The sequence below is a fragment of the Streptomyces sp. GL_141 genome, assembly GCF_057834385.1.
The window spans coordinates 7,284,967-7,306,793 of sequence record NZ_CM174402.1; the positions used below are offsets into that span (position 1 = coordinate 7,284,967).

At 67.9% G+C, this 21,827-nt stretch carries 23 protein-coding genes; 11 read left to right on the forward strand and 12 right to left on the reverse strand.

From position 1 onward, the window contains the following. Nucleotides 1-18 precede the first annotated feature (18 nt). The gene (locus AC3IX6_RS32440) at nt 19-1,080 is read right to left on the reverse strand and encodes a DUF8017 domain-containing protein (protein ID WP_489366850.1); all 1,062 of its coding nucleotides are present in this window, start codon (nt 1,078-1,080) and stop codon (nt 19-21) included. A 95-nt stretch (nt 1,081-1,175) separates the two neighbouring features. On the opposite strand from AC3IX6_RS32440, the gene AC3IX6_RS32445 reads away from it, so the two are divergent. Continuing rightward, nucleotides 1,176-1,637: a DUF4442 domain-containing protein gene (locus AC3IX6_RS32445; protein ID WP_489366851.1), complete on the forward strand. Its 462-nt coding sequence runs from the start codon at nt 1,176-1,178 to the stop codon at nt 1,635-1,637. A gap of 44 nt (nt 1,638-1,681) precedes the next feature. Here AC3IX6_RS32445 and AC3IX6_RS32450 read toward each other — a convergent pair whose 3' ends face one another. Further along, a complete protein-coding gene (locus AC3IX6_RS32450; protein WP_489366852.1) occupies nt 1,682-2,983 on the reverse strand; it encodes a site-specific integrase in 1,302 nt (433 codons plus the stop codon). Continuing rightward, nucleotides 2,983-3,240 carry a helix-turn-helix transcriptional regulator gene (locus tag AC3IX6_RS32455; RefSeq protein ID WP_489366853.1) on the reverse strand — a complete coding sequence of 86 codons (258 nt, stop codon included), beginning with the start codon at nt 3,238-3,240 and terminating at the stop codon, nt 2,983-2,985. The genes AC3IX6_RS32450 and AC3IX6_RS32455 overlap by 1 nt, the downstream gene beginning before the upstream one ends. Before the next feature lie 341 nt (nt 3,241-3,581). On the opposite strand from AC3IX6_RS32455, the gene AC3IX6_RS32460 reads away from it, so the two are divergent. From AC3IX6_RS32460 to AC3IX6_RS32475, 4 genes are all read left to right on the forward strand, one after another. Next, complete coding sequence (locus AC3IX6_RS32460; RefSeq protein ID WP_489366854.1) at nt 3,582-3,920, forward strand: helix-turn-helix domain-containing protein; 339 nt, start codon at nt 3,582-3,584, stop codon at nt 3,918-3,920. Nucleotides 3,921-3,988: 68 nt separating this feature from the next. Beyond that, complete coding sequence (locus AC3IX6_RS32465) at nt 3,989-4,435, forward strand: hypothetical protein (RefSeq protein WP_489366855.1); 447 nt, start codon at nt 3,989-3,991, stop codon at nt 4,433-4,435. A 128-nt stretch (nt 4,436-4,563) separates the two neighbouring features. Beyond that, on the forward strand, nt 4,564-5,493 hold the full coding sequence (locus AC3IX6_RS32470; protein WP_489366856.1) for a bifunctional DNA primase/polymerase: 930 nt from the start codon (nt 4,564-4,566) through the stop codon (nt 5,491-5,493). Next, nucleotides 5,490-7,595, forward strand: a complete 2,106-nt coding sequence (locus tag AC3IX6_RS32475; RefSeq protein WP_489366857.1) for an AAA family ATPase — start codon at nt 5,490-5,492, stop codon at nt 7,593-7,595. Before AC3IX6_RS32470 ends, AC3IX6_RS32475 begins: the two co-directional genes overlap by 4 nt. A gap of 131 nt (nt 7,596-7,726) precedes the next feature. On the opposite strand, the gene AC3IX6_RS32480 is transcribed toward AC3IX6_RS32475, so the two are convergent. Then, a complete protein-coding gene (locus AC3IX6_RS32480) occupies nt 7,727-7,966 on the reverse strand; it encodes a hypothetical protein (protein ID WP_489366858.1) in 240 nt (79 codons plus the stop codon). Between the two features lie 188 nt (nt 7,967-8,154). Between AC3IX6_RS32480 and AC3IX6_RS32485 the strand changes: the two genes are divergently transcribed. Then, on the forward strand, nt 8,155-8,508 hold the full coding sequence (locus AC3IX6_RS32485) for a hypothetical protein (RefSeq protein ID WP_489366859.1): 354 nt from the start codon (nt 8,155-8,157) through the stop codon (nt 8,506-8,508). Nucleotides 8,509-8,598: 90 nt separating this feature from the next. Here the strand turns inward: AC3IX6_RS32485 and AC3IX6_RS32490 are convergent, their stop codons facing one another. Beyond that, the gene (locus AC3IX6_RS32490) at nt 8,599-9,309 is read right to left on the reverse strand and encodes a hypothetical protein (RefSeq protein WP_489366860.1); all 711 of its coding nucleotides are present in this window, start codon (nt 9,307-9,309) and stop codon (nt 8,599-8,601) included. Nucleotides 9,310-10,114: 805 nt separating this feature from the next. Between AC3IX6_RS32490 and AC3IX6_RS32495 the strand changes: the two genes are divergently transcribed. Together AC3IX6_RS32495 and AC3IX6_RS32500 are read left to right on the forward strand one after the other, a co-directional pair. Beyond that, a complete protein-coding gene (locus AC3IX6_RS32495) occupies nt 10,115-14,665 on the forward strand; it encodes a DNA cytosine methyltransferase (protein ID WP_489366861.1) in 4,551 nt (1,516 codons plus the stop codon). Nucleotides 14,666-15,205: 540 nt separating this feature from the next. Next, nucleotides 15,206-16,333 carry a tyrosine-type recombinase/integrase gene (locus tag AC3IX6_RS32500; RefSeq protein WP_489366862.1) on the forward strand — a complete coding sequence of 376 codons (1,128 nt, stop codon included), beginning with the start codon at nt 15,206-15,208 and terminating at the stop codon, nt 16,331-16,333. A gap of 158 nt (nt 16,334-16,491) precedes the next feature. On the opposite strand, the gene AC3IX6_RS32505 is transcribed toward AC3IX6_RS32500, so the two are convergent. The 3 genes from AC3IX6_RS32505 to AC3IX6_RS32515 form a co-directional block, all read right to left on the reverse strand. Next, complete coding sequence (locus AC3IX6_RS32505; RefSeq protein ID WP_489366863.1) at nt 16,492-17,070, reverse strand: pentapeptide repeat-containing protein; 579 nt, start codon at nt 17,068-17,070, stop codon at nt 16,492-16,494. Between the two features lie 300 nt (nt 17,071-17,370). Then, nucleotides 17,371-17,613 carry a hypothetical protein gene (locus tag AC3IX6_RS32510; protein ID WP_489366864.1) on the reverse strand — a complete coding sequence of 81 codons (243 nt, stop codon included), beginning with the start codon at nt 17,611-17,613 and terminating at the stop codon, nt 17,371-17,373. Nucleotides 17,614-17,764: 151 nt separating this feature from the next. After that, a complete protein-coding gene (locus AC3IX6_RS32515; RefSeq protein ID WP_489366865.1) occupies nt 17,765-18,532 on the reverse strand; it encodes a transposase in 768 nt (255 codons plus the stop codon). A 135-nt stretch (nt 18,533-18,667) separates the two neighbouring features. Here AC3IX6_RS32515 and AC3IX6_RS32520 point away from each other — a divergent pair, with 135 nt between their 5' ends. Further along, nucleotides 18,668-19,171 (forward strand): hypothetical protein, encoded by a 504-nt coding sequence (locus AC3IX6_RS32520; protein ID WP_489366866.1) that lies wholly within the window; start codon nt 18,668-18,670, stop codon nt 19,169-19,171. Nucleotides 19,172-19,192: 21 nt separating this feature from the next. On the opposite strand, the gene AC3IX6_RS32525 is transcribed toward AC3IX6_RS32520, so the two are convergent. The 3 genes from AC3IX6_RS32525 to AC3IX6_RS32535 all read right to left on the reverse strand — a co-directional run bounded on the left by AC3IX6_RS32525 (nt 19,193) and on the right by AC3IX6_RS32535 (nt 20,290). Continuing rightward, nucleotides 19,193-19,372, reverse strand: a complete 180-nt coding sequence (locus AC3IX6_RS32525; protein WP_489366867.1) for a hypothetical protein — start codon at nt 19,370-19,372, stop codon at nt 19,193-19,195. A 340-nt stretch (nt 19,373-19,712) separates the two neighbouring features. Continuing rightward, nucleotides 19,713-19,922 carry a hypothetical protein gene (locus AC3IX6_RS32530; protein WP_489366868.1) on the reverse strand — a complete coding sequence of 70 codons (210 nt, stop codon included), beginning with the start codon at nt 19,920-19,922 and terminating at the stop codon, nt 19,713-19,715. 65 nt (nt 19,923-19,987) lie between these two features. Next, nucleotides 19,988-20,290, reverse strand: coding sequence for a hypothetical protein (locus AC3IX6_RS32535; RefSeq protein ID WP_489366869.1), 303 nt, complete (start codon nt 20,288-20,290; stop codon nt 19,988-19,990). A 233-nt stretch (nt 20,291-20,523) separates the two neighbouring features. Here AC3IX6_RS32535 and AC3IX6_RS32540 point away from each other — a divergent pair, with 233 nt between their 5' ends. Next, complete coding sequence (locus AC3IX6_RS32540; protein WP_489366870.1) at nt 20,524-20,871, forward strand: hypothetical protein; 348 nt, start codon at nt 20,524-20,526, stop codon at nt 20,869-20,871. A gap of 92 nt (nt 20,872-20,963) precedes the next feature. On the opposite strand, the gene AC3IX6_RS32545 is transcribed toward AC3IX6_RS32540, so the two are convergent. Further along, nucleotides 20,964-21,305: a hypothetical protein gene (locus AC3IX6_RS32545; protein WP_489366871.1), complete on the reverse strand. Its 342-nt coding sequence runs from the start codon at nt 21,303-21,305 to the stop codon at nt 20,964-20,966. A gap of 106 nt (nt 21,306-21,411) precedes the next feature. On the opposite strand from AC3IX6_RS32545, the gene AC3IX6_RS32550 reads away from it, so the two are divergent. Next, nucleotides 21,412-21,654: a hypothetical protein gene (locus AC3IX6_RS32550; protein WP_489366872.1), complete on the forward strand. Its 243-nt coding sequence runs from the start codon at nt 21,412-21,414 to the stop codon at nt 21,652-21,654. The last annotated feature ends 173 nt before the right edge of the window (nt 21,655-21,827 follow it).

The window sequence follows — 21,827 nt, forward strand, 5'->3', positions numbered from 1 at the left end:
CGGGGAGCGCGGGGAAGATCAGCCCGCGTTGAGGCGGACGCTGCTCAGGATCTTCTCGTAGGTCTCCTTGCTCACTTCGCCCGGGACGCCGGCGGCGCCGTAGAGGACCCAGGTGGAGAGGTCACCGTTGGTGGTCAGGAAGCTGAAGGCGACGGACTTGCCGTCGGTGGAGCACTTGTTCTCCTTGGGCAGGCCGCTGACGGTCGCGGTCGCCATGTGGCCCTTGAGCCCGGAGGTGGTCGTGTACTCCTTCGCCTCGGTCACCTTGGTGGTGCCCTTCGGCGCCTTCTGCGCCCACGCGGCGAAGGCCCAGTTGCCGGCCTCGTTGTACGCGGCCTCGGCGGTGCCCTTCGCGCCCATGCCGCCCTTGGTCCCGGTGGCCGCCAGCCCGGTCGACTCCTCCTTGCCGTCCTTGTCGGCGTCGACCTTGCACCAGTCCTCCTTGAGGAAGGCGGGCGCCCCCATCATGACCAGGGCCGAGCCGTCCTTCTTGGACTCGTCGCCGAAGCCGACGGACAGACTCGAAGTCTTGACGTCCCAGTCCGGCGGGACGTCGAAGGCGGTGCCGTACTTCGGGTTGAGGACGACCTTCCAGCCGGGGATCACCGGCTTGGCCTCGGCGCCGCCGCGCGGGTTGGCGCCCGGGCTCGCCGGGGCGGACGCGGACGGGGAGGCCGGGGCGGAGGAGGAGGTGCTCGGCTTGCCGTCCGCCTGGTTGGTGGTGTCGTCGTCCCGGGTCAGGACGAACGCCCCGGTGGCGGCGGCCGCCACGACGACGGCCGAGGCCGCCACGATGGCCACGGTCCTGGTCGAGAACGGGCTCCCGCCGCGCGGGGGCGGGGGCGGCGGCGTGCCGCCCCACTGGGGTACGGGAACGGTCGGGGGCTGCTGGCCCCACCCCTGGGGAGCGGGGGGCTGCTGCGGGTACCCGTAGCCGGGCTGCTGCTGCTCCCCGTACGCCGCGGTCGGCGGCTGCTGCTGATACGGGTTCGGCGTTCCCGGCTGCTGCTGGTACGGGTTCTGATGCGCGTCCTGGGGGTTGGGTTCTCCCCCGGGCGGCTGCTGCTGTCCTGGCCACATGGCCGGTAACGATAGTGGGAGTGCGCGCCGGGATCCACGGCCGCCCCCGGACGGGTATGGCCAAGGCCTACTACTCGCGGGTAACATCGCGTCCCATGAGCGCTGAACAGATGAACGTGGGCGAACTGCTCGCCGCGACCGTGCCGATGGCCAAGACCCTGAACCTCCAGTTCCTGGAGACCACCCCCGAGCGTGCCGTCGTCCGGCTCCCGGACCAGCCGGACTTCCACAACCACCTCGGCGGCCCGCACGCCGGCGCCATGTTCACCCTCGCCGAGTCCGCGAGCGGCGCGATCGTCCTGGCCGCCTTCGGCGACCAGCTCTCGCGCGCCGTGCCCCTCGCGGTGAGCGCGGAGATCGGCTACAAGAAGCTCGCCAAGGGCGTCGTCACGGCCACCGCCACCCTCGGCCGCCCGGCCGCCGAGGTCGTCGCCGAACTCCATGCGGGCGGCCGCCCGGAGTTCCCCGTCACCATCGCCATCCAGCGCGAGGACGAGGCCGTGACGGGCGAGATGACCGTGGTGTGGACCTTGAGGCCCACTGACCTGGGGAAATGACCCGAAGCCCAGTAACTGAGCACACCGTGGCCACTTCCATTTCTCTAACTCTGTGTTGCCAAACGTAGCGTAGCGCTGAGGAAGGCGTCCACGGCACGGGCCCCGCGATCACCCGCATCCTTCCGGCCGTGCACGTAGCGCTCGAAGGTGATCTGCGGGTCTTCGTGTCCCAACCAGTCAGCCACATCGACCGGGGATTCGCCCGCCTCGATCTGGCGTGTCGCGAAGATGTGCCGCAGCATCCGCACCCCGTTCTCCGGCGACGCGGCGTACTTCGTGGCGCCGGGGCCCGGGGTGTCCGGCATCACTCCCGCCTGGACCAGGGCGGGCTTCCAGACGTCGGCGTTGAAGACCTTCGAGCTGACCACCCGCATCTGCGGCGTGGTGAACATCAGCCGCACCGACCGCTTGCGGAACTGCCGGTCCGGCCGCGCGTCGGGGTCGTACCAGGGCAGTACCACCTCCACCGCCGGGAACTCCTCCGCGTGCAGGGCGAGCACGTCGACCAGCCCGTCAGACAGGGGCGAGCGGCGCACCTTGCCGCCCTTCGGCAGCTTGAAGCACCACCCGTGCCCCGGCACCCACTGCACCTGGCGGACCACGTTGACCCAGCCGCCCTCCGGGTCGAGATCGTCGGGGGAGAGGCCGATCAGTTCCGCGGGGCGCAGGCCGGAACCTATGCCCACCGCGCCCTTCGCCCGGTACCGCTTCGGGAGGGCTCGGATCACGGCCGACGTCTTCTCGTCCGCCCACACGTGCACGCGGCGGGAGACGGGAGAGCCCCTCCTGGCGCGCGGCTTGACCGGCTGCACCGACTCCGCCCAGCACGGATTCGCGCCCAGCAGGCCGTCATCCACCGCCGCGGTCAGCATCGTCGCCAGCGTCGTGAAGATCGACTCCCCGTAGGTCGAGCCGGCGTCGAGGCACTTCACGAAATCCCGGATGTCCTTCGCATTCAGCCTCGCCACCACCCGGTCCCCGAGGATCGGGTTCACGTGCAGCCGCAGGTGGCGCCCGTACTGAGCCAGGGTGCCGACGTCGCCCTTCCTGTCCAGCCAGCGCGCCCCGTACGTCTCCACCGTCACCTCCTTCGACTCCGGCACCAAGTACGTTCCCGATCGCAGCCTGTTCTCCACGTCGGTCTTGTGCGCCAGCGCCTGCGACTTGGTCTTGAAGCACGGCGCACATTGGCGGCCATCGGGGTCTCGGTAGCGGACGCGGTGACGCTTGATCGCCAGCCCGTGCTCCGCGGTCGGGTACTTCGGCGTCCTCGCCGTTCCGCACCCGCACGGCTTGTCTTCCGGCTTCGGCCGGTTCTTGTGCCACCGGTCGTCATACGTCGCCATTAGCGCGCGCGCCTCCTCGTGTTGGTCGTAGCCTCCGGGTTGATCACCCGGGTGTTCTTCTTCTGCCACGCCTTGACGTCGGAGGGCAGGTAGTAGGCCCAGCGATGTCCGGGGAGCATTACGTACGCCGGACCCTGTCCCGCCGACCTCTTGTTGCGCAACGTCTTGGCGGCCAAGCCGAGATAGTCGGCGGCCTCCGCGGTCGTCCACAGCCGGTCAGTTGCACGGCTGGACGCGCCGCCGGCGCGTGGGCACATAAAAATACTCCGTCGTAGCAAGGAGCAGTGAAGGGCATGGAGATGCCCTGGGACTTGCTTCTTGAACGCGGAGTGGAGTCCTTCGAGATTGATGCCGGTTGGCCTGATGCGAGGGCAATGCAACCACTCGCGTCGACCGGGATGCTTGAGGACACGCCGGGCCTTTTCGCGGACTTGTCAGAGCGCGGCCAGGCGCCGCCTGTATGACCTCCTGCGGCCGCGGGTGTTGCGCGCGGACTGCGCCATTCGACTTAACCCGCCAACAGGTATTAACAACCCAAAAATGACTAGTGGTTGATTGGTCCCGGTTAGACCCACTCGATCGAACCGGGAGCCCTGCCATGCCCACCTTCTCGCCGCCCCGCCTGCGCGCCGTACGTATTGCTGCGGGACTGAGCCAGCCGCAACTCGCCGCGCTCATCGACCGGACAACCAGCGCGGTGTGGACCTACGAGCACAGTAGGGCGGTCCCGCCCGACTACGTGATCGGACTCATCGCCCAGGGCCTCGGTATCAGTGCCGTCGACCTCTATGAGCCCGACCCGACGGACCCGGTCCTCCGCGCGCTTGCCGAACTCAACGTGAGCGGGGCGCGGCGCGAGTGCGGTCACAACGACCCCGCGACGCCCCGGCAGCGGCATTGGAGCCGTCGGCCCGCGGCCGCGCCCATCGCGGTCTGACCTACCCCAAGAAACGACACCGCCCCTGGCCGGCAGCAGCGGGACCGGGGGCAGAGATGGAGTTATCCGTGTCGACTGACACTGTCCCGGCTGATGCCGACGCGGTACCCGCGCCGCCGGTGAACCCCTACGGGCTGCCCGCGGACATGACCCCCGCTCAGGCCGTAGCCACCCTCACTCGCCGCCCTGGAACCATCCCGGCGCCCGGCGGTCCCGGCGTGCCGCTCATGCTCCCCGCGGCCTTCGTGGGGCCCGTGGCGGCCTTGCAGATCGTTGGCTTCGCCCCGAGCGAGCGCCGCCCGCGCTTGGACCTTCGCGCCCGTCATCTGGACGAGGACGGGCGCGTCGTCGAGGACGGCCTGCGCCGGGTCCACCACGTCCACCTGCTGCGCCAGCTCGGCGGGCTGCGCCGCGGCGAGTGGACGGTGGGGCGCTTTGAGCGGATGACGCGGCATGGAGCCCAGTGGCAGGCCCTGCCGCACCGGGTCCCGGCCCGTGTGTGCCCCCGGACATGACTGAGGCCCCGGAGGTCATCTCCAGGGCCCGACCAGTCCAACCAAGAACATCCACGCGGCACCAACCACGGACCCGCAATGATCACAATCTGTCAGGAGCGTAATCATCTATGACATATTACCCCAAAATGTCCAATTCCAAGCAAGCGCTCAGTGCAGAATCCGCCCGCCTGGGCGAGTCCGCCGAGCGCGAGCGCATCCATGCTTCGGCCCTGCGCCTGGTGCGTGAGCTGGACTTGGCCGTCTTTCCCGTCGATCACCCTGGTACGTCCGGCGACTCCAACCGCGGCAAGCGCCCAGCCGTCTCCCACTGGCCGACGGCCGCTACCCGCAACGAGCATCATCTGGAACGCTGGTTTCTCCGCTCGACGCACAACATCGGCGTGGCCATGAAGGCGTCCGGCGTCCTCGGCGTCGACATCGACCGGGCTGGCGCCGCCGAGGCCGCAGAGGAACGGTTCCCCGGCATCTGGACCCCCACCCTCACCGTCCACTCCCGCCCTGAGGAACCGTGGCGCGCACATCTGTACTTCGAGCGCCCGGCCGCTGACGTCGGCAACGGCACCGGCTCGATGCCGAAGGGAATCGACGTGCGCGGGGTCAAGGGGGACGGCGGCTATCTCGTAGGTCCCGGGTCCCGCCACTACAGCGGCGCCATCTACAGCGTGGCTGACTGGAGCGCCCCCATCGCGCCCATCCCCGCCGAGCTGGAGAACGCGCTGCGTGCGCCGGCGTTCCCAGCGGGGCCTCTCTCCACAGGCATCTCCAGTGCGCTCGACGCCCGCCAGCACCTGGCCCAACGCCGCTACGGAGGCGATCTCCACCGCCTGATCCGGAATATCCTCTCGGTCCCTCCGGATGAAGCCCGCCATGCACGAGTCCTGTGGTCCGCCTGCCGCGCAGCCGAGGACATCACGGCCGGACACTACGACGTCGTACAGGCTCACGGAGCACTCTTGGAAGCCGCGGTGACGGTCGGGCTGGAGGAGCGGGAAGTATCCGCGTTCATCGTCCGCGCGCTCCGCCACGGCCGCGCCTCGCAGGGGGTGGCGGCATGACCACGGAGTGGACCCTCCCCGAAGAACACGACGTCGACCCGGAAACCGACGAACAGGCTCGCGAGATCGCCACCCGCCACGGCGTACCCCCTCGCGATGACGCACCCGATGCGCCCGGCCTCCATGTCGTGCCCGATCCGGAGGACGACCCCGAGTACGAAGAGGCGCGGCGTAAGCGGCGGGAGCAGAAGAAGCCCACACCGACCACCGGCACCCCGGCGAGGTCCGGACTCGACATCCCGGACCTCGCCGCGTACTTCCGCGGCGAGGTGGAACCGGTCATCCCCACCATCGGCATGGCCTTCCACGATCACGCCTTCCTCTACCCGGGATGCACCCACGAGGTGATCTCCGCACCGGCAGGCGGCAAGACCTGGTTCATGCTTGGCCACTCCATCGCCGTGATGAAGCGCGGCGGCCACGTCGTCTACATCGACCTAGAGAACAACCCGCGGTCTATCGTCGCCCGGCTCCGGTCCTGCGGGGTGGCCGAGGAGACGGGTCTGGAGCAGTTCCATTACGTTCGCATGCACGACCGGCTGACGGACGCCGACAAGACGTACCTGATCGGCCACGCCCGTGACGCCCAGCTCGTGGTCATCGACGGCGTCACCCCCTTCTTCCGCATCCACGGCAAAGACCCGAACGTTGCGGTCGACGCGTCATGGTTCACCGGCTTCATGGACCAGTTCGCCTCGCTCGGGCCGGCGGTAGCCGTGGCGGACCACCCCAACCGGCAGGGCGTCACCGCGAGCGAGTTTTCGAACGGCTCGTTCTACAAGTCCGGCGGTATCACCGGCGCCTCCTTCCAACTCCAGAAGGTGGCGCCTATGGGCAAGGGCAACCGGGGCGTATCCGAGCTGTACGTCTCCAAGGACCGTGAGGGGGAAATCGAGCGGTACGCCGAGATGGTCGGAAACAAGTACCGCCTCGGTCAGCTCATCGTGGACGCGACGGCCGACGGCGAGGTGTTCCTGAGTATCGACGCCGCTCCCTCGAACGGCGACCCGGACCGCCACGAAGAGCGCATGCCGCTCGCCCTGATGGAGCGCGTCTCCGAGGTGATGCTGGAAGCCAAGGAACCGTTGAACACACGCCGCTTGCGCGCTCTCGTCGGGGGTAACTCCAGCAAGGTAGACGAGGCCGTGGAGTGGCTCATCATCCGCAACAACATCGTCACCGACAAGGTCAGCAACGCGAAAATGCACACGCTGGTGAGGCCATTCAGCGCAGCGGCCGAGGAGATGTGCGACATCGCCCCGGCCACAGGGCCAGGAACCCCTCCTTCTGGCCGTGTCCGTGTCCAGGGCCTTAGGGGTTCAGACACGGACACGGTCAAGAATGAGGTTCTTGGCGGAGTTCCTGACGACAGTCCGGACCGTGTCCAAAGCGTGTCTGCTGTGTCCGGACACGCGTCCACAACCAGCGGGGAAGAGGTCAACAAGAACTCGGCTCTAGACCGTGTCCGTGTCCAGACCCCTAAGGAGCCGGACACGGACACGCTTCCGGAGATCGAAATTTCCGGACTCGCTGAACTCCTCCACCTGCCCATGCCCTACACAGGTGAGGGCTTCCCCGAGCACTGCTGGTCCCCCGCCAAGCATCCCTGCCGCCGCCATCCGGACGAGGCGCTGATGTGCAACAGCAGCCTCCTCCCCGCCCCGCTGTGCCCGCAGTGCCTGCGCGAGTACATCGCTGCCGGAACCGCGCCCGAGGCGCCCGTAGAACCTCCCGAGGTGGTGCCGGCCGCCGCGCTGCCACCGCCCCCTGAGCCGGTAGTGGAGTCCGCGGTGGTGGAGGACGTGGAGGAGCCCAAGCGGTCCTGGGCCCGCCGCATGCCTCCGGCCACTGCCGCCCCCGCTCCCGAAGACTCTTCAACTCCTACGCCGGTGACTACCGCCTCCAAGGGGAAGGCCGGTCGCCCACGCAACCTCGAACGCGACGAGAAGATCCGCAAGCTCCACACCGCCGCCATGGAGCAGTACGGCGCCAACCTCAGGATCAATGGCAGCCCTGGCGTGACCGCAGTGCTGAACGAGATCGCGGCCAAGGTCGGTGTCCACCGCGACACGGTCCGCAACGTCCTCAAGCAGAGCGCCTGACCCACCCGCACCGGCACCGCGAACGTCTCCGGAATCGCGCGGGGCCGATGGGGTGAGTAGCAGTCACCTCACCGCTGCCAGCCGCCGCCTAGAACAGCCCCAGCGCCACGACCGCGCCGACGTCGTTGGCGTCAGAACAACTTCTCCTCTACCGCGGCCGGCGCCACTGACTCCTCCTTGGCCCGCTCGAACTCCAGCTGCCAGGCACGCGCTTCCGCGTAGGCGACGTGCACCATGCTGCCAGGACACAGCACCAGCGCCCGGGGCTCGACCTTGTGGTCCGCGACCGAGCCATAGCCGATTCGTTTGGTGGCCAGCAGGGCGTGCGGAACGCTGCAAGACGGGCACGGGGCCTTCGGGAGCGTCGCCATGTCACCAGGATGGCCTAACAAGCCCCGGCGCGGCAGGGAGCGCACGGAGTGCGCACGGCGGCACGCCGTACGAGGGTGGGCGCAGTGACGGGCAGCCGACGTGTAGGTGTCAAGGGGCTATGGGCGGACTGCACTCGAACGGACGAGGAGGCGGGACTGTGGTTGGGCCGACTGCAAGGCTGACGGCCATGAAGACAGTTACTGATGCTTTCGCCGACTGGACTCCGCGCCACAAGACCTACGAGGAGTGGAGGTACCCGTACCGCTACTCCTGGGCCTTCCTAGTCGAGCACCCCGAGCTCGTTCCGGCAGAGATCCACGCCCGGATCACCGAGGAGGTGATGAGTAAGCCCAACTCGAAGGGTGAGCCGCGGAAGAGGCGGCACCCTGCTGATTCGATGGCCAACCTCAAGCTTCAGGCTTGGCTCAAGGAGACCGGCGAGGACGAGTGGGCGGCCTGCACAATGTTGGCAGAGGCACACCTTGAGGAGCACCAGATCGACGCCCCAGAAGGTCGGCACCAAAAAAGGCGGCTGCGCTGACCTTGTCACGCCCCACTGCCCTGCCCTCCGAACACGGAGGGCAGGGTTCGCTCGGTCCGGGAGGTGCGGAAGTTATGCCGCGGTGAGCCGTCAAGCGGGGGGTGCCTCGAAGAACACCGCAGCTGTCTCCCAGACCGAGGTGAGGGCGGCCTCGCCGTTGGTGAGCACCTGCGGCACTGCTTCGGTGACGGGTTCTCCCCGCCAGCGGAGGACGTAGTCGATCTCCCCGGCGTTGGCGACGTGCTCGCCCTGCAACGTCACCAGGTGCTCGAAACTCGGGGCGATCCGGTGCGCGAGGATGTTCCTGGCCTCCCCGAAATCCTTGTACGTGGTCGAAGCCTTCACCTCGACCAGTGCGCCGGTCAGCCGAGCTTTGTCCCACGCGGCCTCGAAAGCGGCGACGGTCGCGTCCGGCTTGATCTTCTGCCAGTTGCCCGATGCGGCGTGCTTGAAGATGTCGGGCTTAAGCTGGCCGCCGGCGAAGTACAGCCAGTAGAAGGTGCTCTCCAGTGAGGAGTGCAGCGACACGAAGAAGCTGAACAGCCGCTGCTGGGCCGCGTAGTGCCACTCCCGGCCCAGTCGGTCGCCACTCTGCTCCAGGAGCTCCTGGAGGCTGTCCGCGGCCTCATGCGCCTGCCGGTGGCGGTACACGACGGCGTACGACGCCTCTATGAGCTGCCTGCGGGCGACTTCTCCTGCTGGGTCTGCGGGAGGGGCCTCGGTGGCCGCCAGATAGGCGCGGTCGAACGCTGCCCGGGGGAAGCCGGATGCCGCGCCCTCGCTGATCTTCGTGATTCGCATGGGGCGATTCTGGCACTGGCTGCTACTGGTCGCCGCGGGCATGAGAAAGAGCGCCGGCCTCCTCCCGAAGGAGGGGGTAGGACCCGGCGCTCTTGGTGATCCCGGACACAATCTCGCGATCGGTCCGACGCTACCAGCACCGCCGCGGCGGTGTCACTACCCCCGCTGATACTGCCTGCGGAATTGTCACTGCTTTGAGGCCACGGCCTTGAATTGAATTCTGAATTTCTATTCGAGGCTCCAGGTAGAGAAATCCCGAAAAAATCGGCTTAAGGGTGCCCCTCGCCCTGGAATTGGTCCCCCGGAATTGCGATAATGGAGTCATGCCCGCGTAGGACCGGGCCGACCGGACACGCCGAATCGCGATGGGGGTTTCAAGAAAATGGCTCACGCTCAAGGGGAGAGCTCTACCCAAAATCAGGCGGCGCCGACGTCTGCCACAAGGCTGATCACGCTTGCCGAGAGGCAGGGATGGGACGTAGAGCAGGAGTGGACCGGCGACACGTTCACCCTGGATCTCTCCGCCGAGACCCTGGAGGGGTCTGCGCATCACATCCTGGTGTGGGTGGCCGGTCGCTACAGCGCCAAGGAATCTCCGGGTGAGCCGACGCTGAAAGCGGTGACGGAGGAAATCGAGCGTCTCGTGGCTGTAGAGCCCGAGGACGACTACGACGAGTGCGGCTGTGAGGACCCGGAGGAATTCGGGGGACTGTTCCAGCGCGTTTGCCTGGAGCACGCGTCTGGCCCGTCCGAGACCCGGTCCGGTGATCTCTTCCACCCGGGCCACGCCGGTTGGGGTGTGGAGATGACCCGAAACTACGAACTGGCCGAATGGCAGTCCGATGGGCTGATCTACCGGGACACCTACAAGGGAGATGCGCGGCTGGATTACGTCATCCCGCGCAAGATTTTCCGGCGCCACCTTCAGAATACGGAATTGCCGCAGCCGGTCGAGGTCGGAAATTGCAGCGTCCGGGTAGAGGGCGCGTTCGAGGACCAGTGCGAGGAGTACGGCGTGCGGCTGTACTCCGACGGCGGGAGGGCGGTGTGCGCGGCGCACGCTGCGGCCGATTACGGGTGCTCGGTCGAGTCCCTGCGGGTGCTGGAGTTCGACGAGGAGGAGCAGGTGTACGCGGCCGACCTTAAGGCGGACGCGGCGCAGCTGATCGCGTTCCGTGGTGCTGAGAAGTGGGCGGAGGAGCAGGACGAAGCGGGCCGGTACGTGCCGCAGGGGCGCGGCTGGGAGGAGTGGGCCGAGAAGCACCACCAGGGGGATGACTTCCTGGTGAGCTACCGGCGGTGGCTGGTCGAGCGGGAGTGGGACGGCAAGGACTGGGCCGCGTGGGCATTCGAGGACGCCCCCCTTTCCCCGAATTCGGTGCCGGTTTCGGTGGGGCGCGCGGGCCTAGTGGCGGTGGAGCAGGCCGCGCCGCTGGCCCTGGTGCCCGCGTACGGCTCCCCGGAGCACGTGACGGACGTCCGGGCCGTCGAGGGCGGTTACGTGCCCGCGTGTGCCTGCGGGTGGGTGCAGGATGCCAAGCCCATGCAGGAAGAGAGCTGGGCGCGCGGGCGGGCGGCAAGCCACCGCGACAACCCGTACTTGGACATGGGGGAGTCGAACCCCAACGCGTCCGTGGTGCTGCTGCCCGAGGGCATCCCGGGAGTCATGTCCCGGTACGCGCGCGTCATGGAGCTGCACGGGGCGACGGCGGTTGTCGTCACCAGCGCGTACAACGGCGGGCGCAGGGTGGCCGTGGCGAACCTGACCCCCGTCGAGGTCCCGCACCTCTACCTGTCCGGCGACCGCCCTTACCTGGGTGCGGCATGGGTTGGCGTCGACCACATGCCGGACCCCTTCCACGTCGTCACGTACGGCGGCAGGCGCGTGCGCGTGTCCGACCTGACCCCGGCCGAGGACATGCCGGAGGTCGTCACGGAGGAGCTGGGCAAGGGCTGGCAGCGGTGCACGGTCCTGGGGGAGACGTACGAATCCGTGCGGATGCCGGACAGCATCACCAACGGTCGCGGGAAGTGGACCAACCTGACCGGGGTCACCCTGAATGCGTCCGGCGCCCTGGTGGGCCGCACCTTCAACGGGGCCGACGACGAGTCGATCTACTGGGCCGCCGCGCACCCGGCGACGCTGGAGAGCCACGAGGCCGGTTACGTCTCCATCGGGGAAGGGCGGCGCATCACCGAACTACTGCCGCTCACCGAGGCGGAGCGCGCCTACATCGCGGCCGGACCGCAGCCGACGGAGACGAAGAGCGCGAAGAAGAGCACCGGCACGGGCGGGGAGATCACGATGGGCAGGGGGTCCAAGGCGCCGCGCAAGGCGGCGGCGGTCAAGGTCGGCGACATCGTGTTCAGCTCCAAGAACACGTTCCCGTGCATCGCCAAGATCATGGGGCACTCCTACGTGCTGCGGAAGTTGGCGAGGACGTTCTCGGCGCAGCACGAGCACTCGGACGGGGCCCGACTGGTCTTCGAGGACGAGGACCCGAAGAACCGCTGCCGGACCGGCGGGGACGCCTTCCCTAACCTGCCCGCGGTCAAGCGCGCCATCCTGGCCGACGCTGTGTCCCGCGGCGAGGCCGTCGAGGAGCGCCAGGAGGAGCCGGAGCCGGTGGACGCCGCGCCGTCGAGCCTGCCCCGTCCGCTGCGGCTGGCCCTGGAGCGTGAGGCTGCCGAGGAGCAGGCGGGGGAGTGCGAGGAGGACGCCTACGACCCCTTCGCCGAGCCGGGGGCGTCGCCGCTGCGGGCGGTCGAGAGCGATGCCGTGAAGCGGTTCCCCGAGCTGGCCCAGTTCATGGAGCCGCGCCCCGATGGTGCGCCGCTGCTCGTGTTGAACCTGTTCTCGGGTCCGGGCGGCATGGTCATGGGGCTGTGTGAGGTGCTGCGGCAGAAGTTGGGCCGTGACGTCGAGGTCATCAACATCGACAACGACCCCGACTGTGTGAAGACGCTGCGGGCGGCCGGGTTCTTCGCGATACAGGCAGACGTGACCACGCTGGACCCGTCCGACCCGGTGTTCAGGCAGGTGCGCGGGCTGATCGTGACCCCGCCGTGCACGGACTACACCGACTCGGGCAAGCGGCTGGGCAGGCTGCCGGAGAACGTGGACATCCTGTCGGAGGCGTGGGACTCCGCCCGCCGGGCCGCCGGGGCGATCCCCATGGGTGACATGGGGCTGTGCCCGGAGTTCGGCCGTGAGCTGGAGATGAAGCTGCCCAACGGCATGTCATGGGGCGACGTCCGCGCAGACATGGACGACTACACCGGCAGCACGGGCCACCTCATGCTCGAACTCGCGATATGGGGTCTCGGGTTGCAGGCCGCGGGGGCGCCGCTGGAGTGGGTGGCCGTCGAGCAGAGCAGCAAACTGCCGGAGCAGATCAGGGGAGAGGCTGCCGCGGACTTCCAGCTCATGGGCTGGGCTACGGCTGAGTGGATGGTGCGGGACGCGGCCGACTTCGGCTCGCCGACCCAGCGGGTGCGGGCGCTCATGGTGGCGCGGCGGGACAGCGTGACCGGGGTGACCATGGAGGCGCCGGGGCTGCGGACGGGCGCCGCGACGGCTACCGGCCTGCCAGAGGGGACGCCGGTCTACACCCGGGGAGTGGGCAAGCGGTCCGGCGGCGGGAACATCGCCACCATCAGCGACGAGCGCCCGTACACGGCCTTCACGTCCCGGATCCGCAGCGTGGACGTGGGGGAGAAGGGCGGGCGGTTCACCCTCGCTCAGATCATGCGGCTCATCACGGTGCCGGAGTCGTGGCCCGTCGTGGGCAGTAGGACGAGCGTCTGCCAGCAAGTGGGGGATGTCGTGGCGCCGGTCGTCGCCGCGGCGCTGCTCGCGATGGCGCTCGGTATCGAGTGGCTGCCGCACCTGGAGAGGTTCCTGCGCGAGCAGTATCCCGAGGTATACGGCGAGGAATCGACAGGAAAGTCTCCCGCCGACGGCGAAAAAATTCAGGGTCAGGGTCCGGCCGGCGAGCTGGCGCCGGTCATCTGCGGAGGGCTGTTCATGCCGAAGGTGCCGCGCACACTGGCCGCGATTGAGAAGCAGGTTCGGACGGAGATGGCCTACCGGGCCCACGAGGACGCCTACCGCTCCCGCCTGAACCGCCAGGAGCGCCGCGCCGCTCACGCCATGCTCGCCAAGGAGTACGGCGGCGAGCGGACCGACCTCACCGGCTACGGCAAGACCCTGCACGGCAAGCAGGAGCCGACGCCCCCGGCGGTCCTGGAGGGCGAGAGCGTGCAGCCGATGAATCCCGGCTGGGCGCAAGAGTGGTGGCTCTTCGCCGACAAGTGGGGCTACGGCTTCGAGGTTTCCCACCGGGGCGGGCGCTGGTACGGGATGGCGCGCCTTGACGAGTGGCAGAGCGACGCGGGCGTGTCCATCCCCGGGAAGCTCGTCTCCCTCACCAAGGGCGGCTGCGACACCGCCGAAGAGCTGCTGAACCTCTGCCGCGCGGTAGGAGAGCGGCGGGCGGTGCAGGACGCGGGTACCCGCATGGTGCGCAGGGTCGTCCTCCAGGGCGCCGAACCGCTCGCGCTGGCGTGGGTGCAACCCGCGGCTGCCGTGGCGGAGGCGCCCCGACAGCTGGGTCTTGAGGCCGCACCCGTCCGCCTGGCGCTGATGCCCGCGCCGGAGCCGGTGGTGCTGCCGTCCACAGGACGGGGCTTCTGGAACACCGGAGATCGCGTCATCCACCAGGGCCGCGCGGGTCGTGTCGTGGGCGCCGGTATCGGAGTCACGCGGGTGGTGCTGGACGGCGCCGAGGAGTGGCAGGTGGAGAAGTGCGAGCCGCGTGACTTGGTCGCTGAGGCATACGTGGTGTGCGGCGGCGTGATGATGCCGACCATGCCGGAGAAGCCGGAGCCGGTAGCCGTTGACCCGCGCCTGAAGTGGATGGACTACAAGCGGCCCGCACCCGTGGACCCACGCTTGGAGTGGGCGCAGTACGAGCGCCCGGCCGTCGAGGAGCACCAGGAGCAGCCGGACGTCCTCGCCGAACTGCGCGCCGAGCTGGCGGCGGAGCGGGCGGACTTCGAGCGCTGGTCGGAGGAGCTGGACGACGTGGTCTCGTACGTGGACGCGTTGGTCGTCGCGGCGGCCGAAGAGGTGGTGCGCCGGGCAGAGCGGGAGCTGATGGAGATGAGGACGGCGGAACTGGCCGTGATGCGGCGGCAGGCAGCATCCGTGCGGGAGGAGCTGGAGCTGCTGGCGCACGCGCCGATGACAACCAGGGCGAGGCCCGGGAAGGCGGTTTGGGGGCTGGCCGCGTCGGTGGTAGCGACGGCAGGGGCTGGCTGGGCGGAGGGCTGGACGCGGGGGATCAGCGGCTAGCGCGGGGGAGCAGGCCGGGGCAGTGAGTGCACCACCGCTCCGGCCGGTCGCCCGGCCCCCGGGGGAGCGGACCGGACGCGGGGGACACCCCGAGGGAGCAGCCTTCGAGGGGAGGATGAGCACGCGGGGGAGGCAGGGCGCGCAGCGGGAGAAGTCTTTCCGGGAGGGCGGGCCGGCCGCGGGAGCGAGGACGCTGTGGCAACCGCACTGCCTCGCGGACGCGAAATCAGGTTCGGGATCCGGGACCCGAATCGGGGTTGGCCGGCTGCGGTCGGAGCGGGGTGGCCCCGACGGTGAGCAGAGGCTGGCCGGCGTCGAGCCAAGGATTCGAGACTGAAGTTCTCGCGGCTGAAGTACTCGCTGCTCAACTGACTCCGGGTCGAGGTGCGAAACGGATGTTCAGATCATTCAAGGATCAGACATGGCGTAATGGCCGGTCCGATGGGCAATCTTGACGGCTCAACAGAAACACAGTGATAATCGCCGTTATCACTCTAAAAATCTGAGGCCACTCAAAAATCAGATATGGAGGTGAATTTGATGACAGAGGCACAGGGGGCGGTCGTACTGAGCGGAACGGTGATCCAGCCCCGTGAAGCGGGTGATGCGGCCCAGGCCGGGCACGACACCGGCACGACGACCACGCACGCCCTGGAGACGCTCCAGGAACTTCGGGAGTCCGGCCGGCTCGGGTTCGAAGAGCTCTGGGAGCTGGCGCAGCGCTGGGTGGAAACGCTGGAGTCCAAGCAGACCGGCCGCGCCTACCGCGAAGCCGTCCGGCAGTGGCTGGCCTGGTGCCAGATGGTGCGCGGCATCGACTCCACCCGCGCGATCTTCGCCGACGCATCCGCGTACAACGTCTACATGCGCGACGCCCCCACCGTGCTCGTGCGCAAGACCGGCGAGCTGCGGCCCATGGCCGACTCGACCCGCAAGGCCCGGTTGGGCGCGCTGTCCTCGTGGTCCGGCTACCTGATGACGCTGGACCTGATGGAGAACAACCCGTTCGACCCCCGGGCGCTGAAGCGGCCCAAGGTCGACCAGGACGAATCCCCGACCGTCGGCCTCACCGCCTCCGAGGCCGCAGCCATGATGCACGCGGCCCGCAACGACCGGGGAGGCCAACGACTCCGTACCGCGGCCCTGATCGGCTTCCTGCTGACCGGCGGCCCCCGCGTCTCCGAGGCCACCCTGGCGCCCGTCACCGCGTACGGAACCGACCAGGGCCACCGCCGCATCCGGGTGTTCGGCAAGGGCCGCAAACACCGCTCCATCCCGGTCGCCCCCGAGGTCGCGCACGACCTGGACGTGTACCTGGAATGGCGGGCCGAGCGCGCGGACTGCACCGTCGCGGACCTCGACGGAATCCTGTTCGCCACCAGCACCGGGCAGCCCATGACCCAGGGTTCGGTCTGGGAACTGGTCCAGCGGATCGCCGAAAAAGCGGGCGTCACCGCCTTCGATCAGATTTCTCCACACAGCTGCCGGCACACCGCCATCACCGTGGCACTCGACACCGGGGCCGACATCGGTGACGTGCAAGAAATGGTCGGACACTCCAACTCCCGCACCACGAAGCGGTATGACCGTAAGGGGCAGCGCCTCAACCGCTCCCCCGTGTACGGCGTCGCCACCGCCTACGCCAAGGCCGCACCGCCGGCCGAATAGCCCCAGAAGCCTGAGCGGCCACCCCTCCTACCTGTGAAGGGTGGCCGCGGCGTCATCCCCGAGGGCGACTAGCACCACCAGCAAGGCGAAGAGCCCGCACCTGTCGGCGATGGGCGCGGGCTCTTCCGGCGTCCGTGGCTACGTGGATGCAGCAGTCGTCACCCCGCGGCGCACTGAGGGTGGTTGATGCAGCTCATGTTGGCGCCTTCGAGGTTCGCGCCGGTGAGGTCGGCCTCGGCAAGGTCGGCCTCGGAGAGGTTCGCGCGCCTGAGATCGGCGCTGGCGAAGATAGTGTGCCGGCCCTTGATGCTGGAGAGGTTGGAGCCCTCAAAGTTGGCGCCGTTGGCGTCGGCGTTGTCGAGGATGGCGCTGAAGAGGAGGGCGCCCGTCGCCTTCACGCCTCTGAGCTTGGCGTCGGTGAGGTTCACCTCAGTGAGGTTCGTGTCCGTCAGGGTGGCGTCGGTGAGGTCAGCGCTGGAGAGGTTGGCCCCCAGGAGGTTCACCCCGGCGAGGTCGGCCGAAGTCAGATCGGGCTTGACGCCGGGGTTGTCCGTACGCCACTGATTCCACTCCGACACGCTCCTCTTGAGAAGGGCGAGTTGGTCGGCGTCGGCCCGCTGGGAGGCGACGGCCACGCTGACGGCGGGGGTGGCGTAGGCCGCGGGGACGGTCAGGGCGGAACCGGAGAGGATGAGCGCGGCGATCAGGGCATGGCGGACGGTGAGGTTCTTTCGCATCCTGAATTTCTTTCGGCTGGGTGAGGCTCACGCCTGGTGACGCGAACCACTCCAGATCTGCCCTCCGTAAGGGTCCCGCTCACCGTTGAGGGCTGGGAGGCACCCTTTTGGTCGCCGCCGCTGCCCCGCGAAGGCAGCGGAGCCGGCCGGGCGCGGATGCTGCTGCGCTTTCAAAAAAGGAATTACGCCACATCGGGAAATGCTTGACGGCGGCCGATTTGAGGGCACTGCCTTTTTGTGTTCAAAATACGGACGGCTAGCTCCCCTGGCCTCAGCTATCCCTGACGACCGGGGCAGTTGCTACTTCACGTGAGAGCTGCCGACACCGCTGATGCCGCCAACGTCAAGGCTCGGCACGAAGCTGTTGCTCTCACCGCTGAGAATCGAATCCCCCTTGGTGAACAGGTTCTGATTCGTGGATGAGTCCGTGTTCGTGCTGCCCGACTCCCCGAGACCCAGGAAGCCGTCAGCGTGAGCAGTGCCAGCGAAGGCCAGGGCAGCCCCAGCGAGGGCGACGGCAGCAAGTACGCGCTTGGTGTTCATGCTCAGCCAACGACCCTCGGCCGGTCATGGTCACGGAGGAGACTGCGCCCAGGGCGCGAAGGGGCAAGAACCGATCTAGAACGGCTAAGGGCTGTCCCGCAAATGCTCTCCGGGTCGCCTCGGGCATGGCCGACCGTCGTGCGCCGCTCGTCTATCCGGCGAGTGTGAGGTTGTGCAGGCGGGCGATGCCGAGCATGGCGTGGTGAACGCCGTCGCCCTTGAGGCGGCAGTCGCGGAGGATCTTCCAGGTCTTCATCCGGGCGAAGACGTGCTCAACGCGGGCACGGACCTGCTTGTGGGACTTGTTGTGTTCCTGTTTCCAGTCGGGCAGCTCTTCGCCCTTGCGCCGGCGATGGGGCATGACGAGCCCGGTGCCGGGATAGCCGCCGTCGGCGATCGTCATGGTCCTGCCGACGGCGGCTTTGGCACCGGATTCCTCCCAGGCCTTGCAGTCGTTGCGGTTCCCAGCGAGCGGCCGGCCCACCACGACCACCAGGCAGGTGTCGGCGTCGATCACGACCTGGTGGTTGGTCGAGTACCGATAGTTCTTGGACTGCTCCGCCACCGTGTGGTCCCGGGTGGGCACCAGGGTGCCGTCCACGATGAGCACAGTGTCCTTGCGGAACCGCTTGCGCGGCCGGAGCGCGAGCAGGGGGCCGAGGTGTCTAATGACGCGGTCGGCCGCGGACTTCGATACCCCGAAGAGCGGGGCAAGCTGGCGCAGCGTCAAGTTCGTGCGCCAGTACGCCGTGACCAGCAGCACCCGATCCTCCAGCGGCAGCCCCCACGGCCGACCCCGCCGCACCTCATCGGCCCCCTCGCGGCGCAGGGAGGTCACCAGCTTGCCGAAGCAGCGAGGGCTCAGCCCAGTGAACGGGGCTATCCAGGACGGGGCCGACGCCGTGATCACTCCAGTCACAGCAAGATCATGGCGCCAAGCCGGGGCCTTGTTGCACCACCCGGTCACAGGCCGCCTGGCCGGGGCCTCACCCATAGCTGCACCATGCTTAAGACACCGCCGGGGCCGGCACGAGGATCTGATGAGGAGCAGGGCGTGGGAAGTCTGTTGAGGAACGTCTCCGGGGTCCGCTGGGGAGAACTGCGCGATGCGACAGGGACTGCGGCTGGCGGTATTCCCCCTCTGCTGTCCCGGATCGCATATGGGGATGAAGCCACGGCCCGCCTCGCCATCGACGACCTGGGCGATGCCATCTGCGCGCTGGGGTTCGTCGTCGGCGAGGCGACAGCTCCCACGGTCCCGTTCCTTCTCGAACTGGCCGGGTCCCCGCACGTGGCCTGCAAGGCCGAGTTGCTAGACCTGCTGGGAAGTATCTGCCAGACCGACCAGTGGCACTCCGCCGCTGCGGCGACCCAGGACCGCAAGCACGACGCGAGCTACCGACAGCAAACCGGCTGGGAGGGAGCCGCAAGGACAGCCGTGCACGCAGGCCGGTCAGTCATCGAAGGTGTCGCCTCCTCCGTACGGCCAGAGGAGGCGACACCTGCTCGGAAGTTGTTGCAGGTGATGGACGACACCCTGCCGTTCCCAGAGCTATGAGCGGTCATTGCGGGACAGCCCTTAGGCCCCGTCGACACCGAACAGGTTGGTGAGCAACGAGCTGCCAACGAAAATGCGCTTCGCAACGAATCCGACTTGGGTGACGGTGTCTCCCACGACATCGGCCTGAGCGGGGGTGGATACGGTCAGTGTGGCCGCAGCCAGGGCGAGGGCGGTAAGCGCCCGCTTCATGTTGTTCATGGCCTGCCAACGACGTCCGGCCCGCAGGGGTCACGATCTCTGTGTCACTCTTCTCTGCTGAGCACCTCTAGAGGAAGGCTCGTCGAGCCCGCCTTTTTTCGAAATTCGTGGTGGCGACTTCGGGGCAGCAGTACCGGGTTGGCAGGGCGGGGGTTTCGGTGCTCCTGTCGGTGAATCGCGAATCGCGATCGACCGAATGGGTGAACGTGCTTGATCGGACTGGGAGGGGCGTAGGCGCACTCACCCTACTGGCCCGCGCAACAGCTCTGGGGTGTTACCTCTCTCCTATATGTTCTCTCTAGAGGGCAGTGGGTCTCACCCCGAATTTTTAGCCCCGAAATTAGTGGTCCCAGGTCTCCGGCCCTCCGCCTTCCCAACGGAACATCCCCGTATCGGTGATGTCGATGCTGTCCCAGTCGGGCAGGCCGGCACGGCGCAGGAACTCCCGCAGGTCCATCTCGCTGTACGCCAGGCCGAGGATGGTGGAGTCGACGTGTACGCGACGGCCGCCGTCGGCGTCAGGTTCGTGAATGACGATGCGGGGATCCATGGAGCCAGCCTCTAACTACTGCTGAGGGGGCGCATCCGGGGCGTTCGTGGCCGACCTGAAGGCGGTTACCCTCTCGACTCCCCCTGGGCCCCTGAAGTAAGGAAGCTCCTGACCATGGTCATGAAGTAGCGGGCGTTCATGTCGTCCGTCAGCACGGTGACATTGGCGCTTTTGGCATTCTCCTTCAGGAGCTTCACCGCGCGCAGGTAATCGCGCTGACGACTGTCGGCGCGAAGGTTCACGCCGTCACGGGCGACCTCGCCCAAATAGATGAGTTCCGAGTCACCCTGTGTGCGCGACCATTTGCCGAGCTCGCCGGTGTGGTCGTGGAGTGCCGATATGAAATGGGCCTGATTGGCCGCACTCACCTTCACAGGCTCTTCGCCGCACGCGGTGAGCCCGAGAATCGCGACCGCAGCGACCAGGGTGGTCGCAAGGGTTTTACGGATGATGTGTTCCTTTGGTGGGGGGAGCGGCGGTAAAGACGAGGCAAAGCGGGGAGGGGTTGCCTACTGTGCTCTGGATCACAAAAATGGCCGTACTCGCTTTCCTGGGGTGCCTGACTACCCGTTGGGAAATGCACTGCTAGAGGATGCCGCACATGGCGACCAACATGCAGAACATCACCCAGCCCCATATCCACATCGACAACCACCAGAACGGTGTGCCGGCCCGGATTTACTGGCCAGCCGACTCCGACCCAAACCTGATCGTGTCGCAGTTCGAACCCGGCTTCTTCACGTGGGACGACCGGGCCGGTTGCGCCACCTTCGACGCCCACCGCAGCACGGACGTACTGAACGCGGCGCACCGCGACTTCCCCAACGTCGACATGTCCTATGGCCGCTCGATCTACGAGCGCGAGTCATCGACCACCATCAAGCGGCCAGCTTCGGCGCGGCCGAAGAACTGGCAGCAGATGGGACCCCGCGTCCCCATGTCTGTCTGACCCCCAGAGCACACGCGGATCCGTTCCTGTGCCGCGTGAAGGGCCCCCGCCGTTCGTCGGCCACGGGGGCCCTGCCCATGTCCGGGCCTGGTCTACCGGTACTCGCTGCCGTCGCGGCCGGCGGGCATCTCCTGGCCGTCCTGGAGTCGGTCCTCACCGCGGTAGCTGGAGGGAGAGAACGATCCGACCGGGCGATAGCCGGTCAGACGGCCAGCATCGAACTGTGACTCGGAGAGCGTCCCCCGGTGGATCTTCTGCAATTCAGGGTTGACTTGCATATCCGAGAACGCGACGCCGGGCCGGTGGCCTGGAACGGCGTGAAGTGGCGCGGTATTGAAGGACTCCAGATTGACCGTGTGTCGGTGTTTCTCTGCCTCTACGTGGCGAGTCTGCTTCTGCTGTTCCAGTCGGGTCGTGTCGAGCCTCCATCTCATGGCGGCCTCCTTTGTGTAGTCGTTGGTACCAATACTGGCCCGCGAATTCGCTGTAGCAGTATTGCCCCAACGACCAGTTCACCACCTACTACACCAGGAGCAGGAAATGACATTCCGGGTACGCATCCAGCCCGCCGACCATATCTCTGTGGCCGGTCCGGCAAACGTGGCGGCCATGCGGCAGGACTCACATACGCGAGCAGTGATGCAGCACCAGAACACCTCTCGCCGGATTCAGGGCGGCATGGCCGAGGCCGTCGCCGACCCGGACGCGGCCGACGCCTACCGTCTGCATCTCCAGTACGGCCACGCCCCCAACGTCACCGCGCGCTTCTCAGATGTCGTGTGATGGGCCGGGGTACCTCGCCCCACCGGACCGGGGCGCAGCTGCGACGGGACGCGATCCTGGCCCGCGGTACCGAGTCTGAGCGGGAAGAGCAGCCGCCGGTAGAGGCGACTCCTCCCCGCCGGGCGCCTACGGCGTGGCGTGTGCTGCAAGGCCAGACGGGGCGGCGGCCGACG

Bases quoted from the DNA above. Each gene is read 5' to 3' on its own strand.
- AC3IX6_RS32445 (WP_489366851.1), top strand. From the start codon at position 1,176: ATGAGCGCTGAACAGATGAACGTGGGCGAACTGCTCGCCGCGACCGTG.
- AC3IX6_RS32525 (WP_489366867.1), bottom strand. From the start codon at position 19,372: ATGAACAACATGAAGCGGGCGCTTACCGCCCTCGCCCTGGCTGCGGCC.
- AC3IX6_RS32440 (WP_489366850.1), bottom strand. From the start codon at position 1,080: ATGTGGCCAGGACAGCAGCAGCCGCCCGGGGGAGAACCCAACCCCCAG.
- AC3IX6_RS32475 (WP_489366857.1), top strand. From the start codon at position 5,490: ATGACCACGGAGTGGACCCTCCCCGAAGAACACGACGTCGACCCGGAA.
- AC3IX6_RS32495 (WP_489366861.1), top strand. From the start codon at position 10,115: ATGACCCGAAACTACGAACTGGCCGAATGGCAGTCCGATGGGCTGATC.
- AC3IX6_RS32450 (WP_489366852.1), bottom strand. From the start codon at position 2,983: ATGGCGACGTATGACGACCGGTGGCACAAGAACCGGCCGAAGCCGGAA.
- AC3IX6_RS32545 (WP_489366871.1), bottom strand. From the start codon at position 21,305: ATGAGATGGAGGCTCGACACGACCCGACTGGAACAGCAGAAGCAGACT.
- AC3IX6_RS32480 (WP_489366858.1), bottom strand. From the start codon at position 7,966: ATGGCGACGCTCCCGAAGGCCCCGTGCCCGTCTTGCAGCGTTCCGCAC.
- AC3IX6_RS32505 (WP_489366863.1), bottom strand. From the start codon at position 17,070: ATGCGAAAGAACCTCACCGTCCGCCATGCCCTGATCGCCGCGCTCATC.
- AC3IX6_RS32485 (WP_489366859.1), top strand. From the start codon at position 8,155: ATGAAGACAGTTACTGATGCTTTCGCCGACTGGACTCCGCGCCACAAG.
- AC3IX6_RS32460 (WP_489366854.1), top strand. From the start codon at position 3,582: ATGCCCACCTTCTCGCCGCCCCGCCTGCGCGCCGTACGTATTGCTGCG.
- AC3IX6_RS32490 (WP_489366860.1), bottom strand. From the start codon at position 9,309: ATGCGAATCACGAAGATCAGCGAGGGCGCGGCATCCGGCTTCCCCCGG.
- AC3IX6_RS32550 (WP_489366872.1), top strand. From the start codon at position 21,412: ATGACATTCCGGGTACGCATCCAGCCCGCCGACCATATCTCTGTGGCC.
- AC3IX6_RS32455 (WP_489366853.1), bottom strand. From the start codon at position 3,240: ATGTGCCCACGCGCCGGCGGCGCGTCCAGCCGTGCAACTGACCGGCTG.
- AC3IX6_RS32470 (WP_489366856.1), top strand. From the start codon at position 4,564: ATGTCCAATTCCAAGCAAGCGCTCAGTGCAGAATCCGCCCGCCTGGGC.
- AC3IX6_RS32510 (WP_489366864.1), bottom strand. From the start codon at position 17,613: ATGAACACCAAGCGCGTACTTGCTGCCGTCGCCCTCGCTGGGGCTGCC.
- AC3IX6_RS32540 (WP_489366870.1), top strand. From the start codon at position 20,524: ATGGCGACCAACATGCAGAACATCACCCAGCCCCATATCCACATCGAC.
- AC3IX6_RS32500 (WP_489366862.1), top strand. From the start codon at position 15,206: ATGACAGAGGCACAGGGGGCGGTCGTACTGAGCGGAACGGTGATCCAG.
- AC3IX6_RS32530 (WP_489366868.1), bottom strand. From the start codon at position 19,922: ATGGATCCCCGCATCGTCATTCACGAACCTGACGCCGACGGCGGCCGT.